This is a genomic window from Nocardioides sp., assembly GCF_036401255.1.
Lineage (GTDB): Bacteria > Actinomycetota > Actinomycetes > Propionibacteriales > Nocardioidaceae > Nocardioides.
This window is the reverse complement of sequence record NZ_DASWVI010000153.1, coordinates 1-4,046: the sequence shown is the minus strand read 5'-3', so window position 1 is coordinate 4,046 and position 4,046 is coordinate 1. Positions and strand designations below refer to the sequence as shown.

General features: G+C 73.1%; 4 protein-coding genes. 2 read left to right on the top strand and 2 right to left on the bottom strand.

Annotation, left to right across the window (positions count from 1 at the left end; genetic code table 11):
- Positions 1-1,108: type IV pilus assembly protein PilM (pilM, locus tag VGD85_RS07240; RefSeq protein WP_331062776.1), on the bottom strand; the 1,108-nt coding region annotated here is incomplete at its 3' end.
- 182 nt (positions 1,109-1,290) lie between these two features.
- On the opposite strand from pilM, the gene VGD85_RS07235 reads away from it, so the two are divergent.
- Positions 1,291-2,424, top strand: a complete 1,134-nt coding sequence (locus VGD85_RS07235; RefSeq protein WP_331062775.1) for a PilT/PilU family type 4a pilus ATPase — start codon at positions 1,291-1,293, stop codon at positions 2,422-2,424.
- Entirely contained in the window at positions 2,421-2,921 is a 501-nt protein-coding gene (locus VGD85_RS07230) for a hypothetical protein (protein ID WP_331062774.1), read from the top strand. The genes VGD85_RS07235 and VGD85_RS07230 overlap by 4 nt, the downstream gene beginning before the upstream one ends.
- Before the next feature lie 27 nt (positions 2,922-2,948).
- Here VGD85_RS07230 and VGD85_RS07225 read toward each other — a convergent pair.
- A partial coding sequence (locus VGD85_RS07225; RefSeq protein WP_331062773.1) for a GspE/PulE family protein occupies positions 2,949-4,046 on the bottom strand: 1,098 nt, incomplete at its 5' end.

The following is a 4,046-nucleotide window of genomic DNA, read 5'->3' as shown; positions in this document are numbered from 1 at the left end:
GCCCGGCGGGCACCGCCAGGGCCGGGACGTCGGCGTCGGCGAGCCGCAGCCGGCCGGGCGCCCGGACGTGGCCGAGCACGTCGAGCCGCTCGACGGGTACGCCGAGGCGCCCCGCGAGCAGCTCGGCGAAGCCACCGAGCTCGGCACCGGAGCCGGTCAGGAGGACCCTGCCGACCGCGGCACCGACCCGGTCCGCGACCTCGGCGTCGGGGGTTGCCGAGTCACGGAAGAACTCCAACGTGGTGCTGATCTCGTCCGCCAGGCCGCGGGCGGCGACCTCGACGACCTGCTGGGCGGCGTGGTCGAGCCCGTCGGTGCGCGGGCTGAGGCTGGTCAGCTGGCTGTGGTCGAGGTGCGCGTGGCCGGGGAGCCCGACGTACACCTTGGTCCGCTCGGCGTCCTCCCAGCTCCAGGAGTAGCGGGCCCGCACGGCCTCGGTGACGGAGTCGCCGCCGACGCCGGGGATCATCCGCACGTAGCGCGGCACCCCGCCGGTGTGCACCACGACCGACACCACGTCGGCGCCCACGTCGACGATCGCCTCGGTGGTGTCCGATCCGGCGGCCAGCATCGGGGTGCGCGCCCGCAGCAGCGCGAACGGAAGCAGGTCGACCACCCGGGTCCGCAGGCCGGCGCGCCGCACGGCCTCGACGTACGCGTCGACCATGCCGCGCGAGGCCGCGACGAGCAGGATCCGCGCGACCCGGCGGGTGCCGCCGTCCTCGGCGGTGACGTCGAGCTCGTCGAGCAGGTGGTAGTCCAGGTTGGCCTCGTCGACGGAGAACGGCAGCACGTCTTGGACCTGGTAGCGCAGCGCCTTGCGGAAGTCCGCCGGCGGCATCCAGTCGAGGTCCATCTGGCGCACCAGCACCCCGGCGTTCGCGACGCCGAGCGCGACGTTGCGCGACCCGAACTTCCCCGTCGACCACAGGGTCTTGAGGGCGTCGGTGAGCGCCTCGGCGTCCACGACGGCGCCCGCGCGCACCACGCCGGTCGGCAGCGGCACCTGGGCGAAGCGACGCAGGGTGGGACGCCGGCGGCCGGAGACGAACTCGGCGGCGCGGACACCGGAGCTGCCGATGTCCAGGCCGACCAGGGTGCGTGACATGGGTTCCTCGAGAAAGACGGCCCGAGCGGGGGCAGGTGGGCACAGTGCGTCACCATGCTCATCGGCAGGTCCCCGCCCCGACTTGACGCTCCCGGGGCGATTTCCTCGACGGATCGTCGTGGGGCCGGGCGCCCGGGGCCGGTATCGGCATGGGACCCGGCCGGGCGTGGTACACAAGGCCCGTGAGCAGCTCTCCGGAGGCGTCCGCGACGTCGTTGCGCATCGCCCCCTTCCTGCAGGCCGTCGTGGTCAACCGCGGCTCCGACCTGCACGTGAAGGTCGGGAGCCCGCCGCGGATCCGGATCTCGGGGTCGCTGGTCCCCCTGCAGGTCGACCCGCTCACCGCCGCGGACGTCGAGGCGCTGGTGCGCGAGACGATGCCGCCCGACGTGGCCGAGCACTTCGCGGCCACCAACGAGGCCGACTACGCACTGGCGGTGCCGGGGATCGGCCGGTTCCGCGTCAACGCCTTCCGGTCCCGCGGGTCGGTCGGCTGCGTGCTGCGCCTGGTCGGCGACGAGCCGCGGTCGCTCGCCGACCTCGACCTGCCCGACGTGATCCACCGGCTGGCGCTCGAGCCGCGCGGCCTGGTGCTGGTCACCGGCCCGACGGGCTCCGGCAAGACCACGACGCTGGCGGCGATGGTCGACGCGATCAACGAGGCCCGGCCCGTGCACATCCTCACGATCGAGGACCCGATCGAGGTGATCCACCGCGACAAGGTCGCGAGCGTCAACCAGCGCGAGCTCGGCACCGACACCGCGGACTGGTCGGTCGCGCTGCGGGCCGCGATGCGCCAGGACCCCGACGTGATCCTGATCGGCGAGATGCGCGACCCCGACACCGTCCGGGCCGCCCTGTCGGCGGCCGAGACCGGCCACTTCGTGATGTCGACGCTGCACACCACCGACGCCAAGGAGACCGTCAACCGCGTGATCGACTTCTTCCCCCCGCACGAGCAGAAGCAGGTGCGCCTCGGCCTGGCCGCGTCGCTGCGCGGCATCGTGTGCCAGCGGCTGGTGCCGCGCGCCGACGGGCAGGGCCGGGTCGTCGCGATGGAGGTCGCGGTCAACACACCCCGGCTGGCCGAGGCGGTCGCCGACCCGGACCGGACCGACACGATCCCCGACATCGTGGCCGACGGCGCCTACTCCGGCATGCAGACCTTCGACCAGCACCTGGTCCGGCTGGTGCTCGACGGATCGGTGTCGGTCGCGGACGCCAAGCTCGTCAGCTCCAACACCCACGACTTCACGGTGATGCTCAAGCGCGCCGGCGTCGACCCGGCCCTCGTGGACGCGGAGGCACCCCGGTGAGCGCGACCCGGCGCCGGCCCGTGACCGAGGCGATGCCGTCGGCGGAGCTCGCCGGGCTCGACCTGGAGGGCCTGCGCGCCTACCGGCACCGGCTCGAGGCCGAGGAGGACCGGGTCTCCTACTGGCGGCGCCTGGTCCACGCCCGGCTCGACCTGCTCGCCGCCGGCTCGGCCGCCGATCACCCGCTGTCGTTCGACGACCTGGTCCGGGTGCTGGGCGACACCGGCACCGGTGGCTCGCGGCGTGCGCTGGTGAGCATCCGCGCCGCCGACCCGCTGCCGGAGCTGCCCGAGCTCAGCGAGATGTGGGGCACCGAGGTCGACCCGCACGACCCCGACGAGATGGCCGAGGCCGTCGAGCGGCTCACCGACGCCGAGCGGCAGCTGACGGCGTACCGCCGTGCCCTCCACGAGCGCATCGACGAGGCCACCGGCGAGCTGATCGTGCGCTACCGGGACAACCCGGCCGCGGCCCTGTCGGTGATCCCCGCGGAATAGGGCCAGGAGTGACGCCGGGGTACGCCGTCACGCGACGACCCGCAGCACCTCCTCGATCGAGGTGCGGCCCTGCAGGACCTTCTGCCAGCCGTCCGACTTGAGCGTGGTCATGCCCTGCTCGCGTGCCACGCGCGCGATCTCGTCGGTGGAGGCGCGCGCCACCGCCAGGCGGGAGACGTCCTCGGTCACGCTCATCACCTCGTGCAGCGCCATCCGCCCGCGGTAGCCCGTCTGCGAGCACGCCGAGCAGCCGGTGGGGCGGTGCAGCACCGGGACCTCCTCGCCCTCCGCCCACGGGAACCCGATGCGCACGAGCTCGGCGGGCTCCGGGTGGTAGGGCTGCTTGCAGCGCTCGCACAGCGACCGGCACAGCCGCTGCGCGAGGACGGCGTCGAGGGCCGAGCCGACCAGGAAGGGCTCGATGCCCATCTCGATCAGGCGGGTGACGGCCGACGGCGCGTCGTTGGTGTGGAGCGTCGAGAGCACGAGGTGGCCGGTCAGGGCGGCCTCGACGGCGATCTGGGCGGTCTCGTGGTCGCGGATCTCGCCGATCAGGACGATGTCGGGGTCGGCCCGCAGGATCGACCGCAGCGCCGAGGCGAACGTCAGCCCGGCCTTGGCGTTCGTCTGGACCTGGTTGATCCCGAGCATCCGGTACTCGACCGGGTCCTCGACCGTGATGACGTTGACGTCGGGCCGGTTGAGCAGGTTCAGCGTCGCGTACAGCGTGGTGGACTTGCCCGATCCGGTCGGGCCGGTCGCGAGGATCATCCCGTAGGGCTTGGTGTACGCCGCCTGGTAGCGCTCGTAGTTCTCGTTGCTGAACCCGAGGTCGTCCAGCCCCAGCTGGGTGTGGGAGGTGTCGAGGATCCGGGCGACGACCTTCTCCCCCCACACGGTCGGCAGGGTCGCGATCCGGAGGTCCACCCGGCGGCCCTCGTGCGTCACCGACATCCGGCCGTCCTGCGGCACGCGCCGCTCGGCGATGTTCATGTCGGCCATGATCTTGAGCCGCGAGATCACGCCGTTCTGGATGTTCTTCGGCGATCGGTGGGCGTCGTGGAGCACGCCGTCGATGCGGTAGCGGACCCGCATGTCGCGCTCGGTGGGCTCGATGTGGATGTC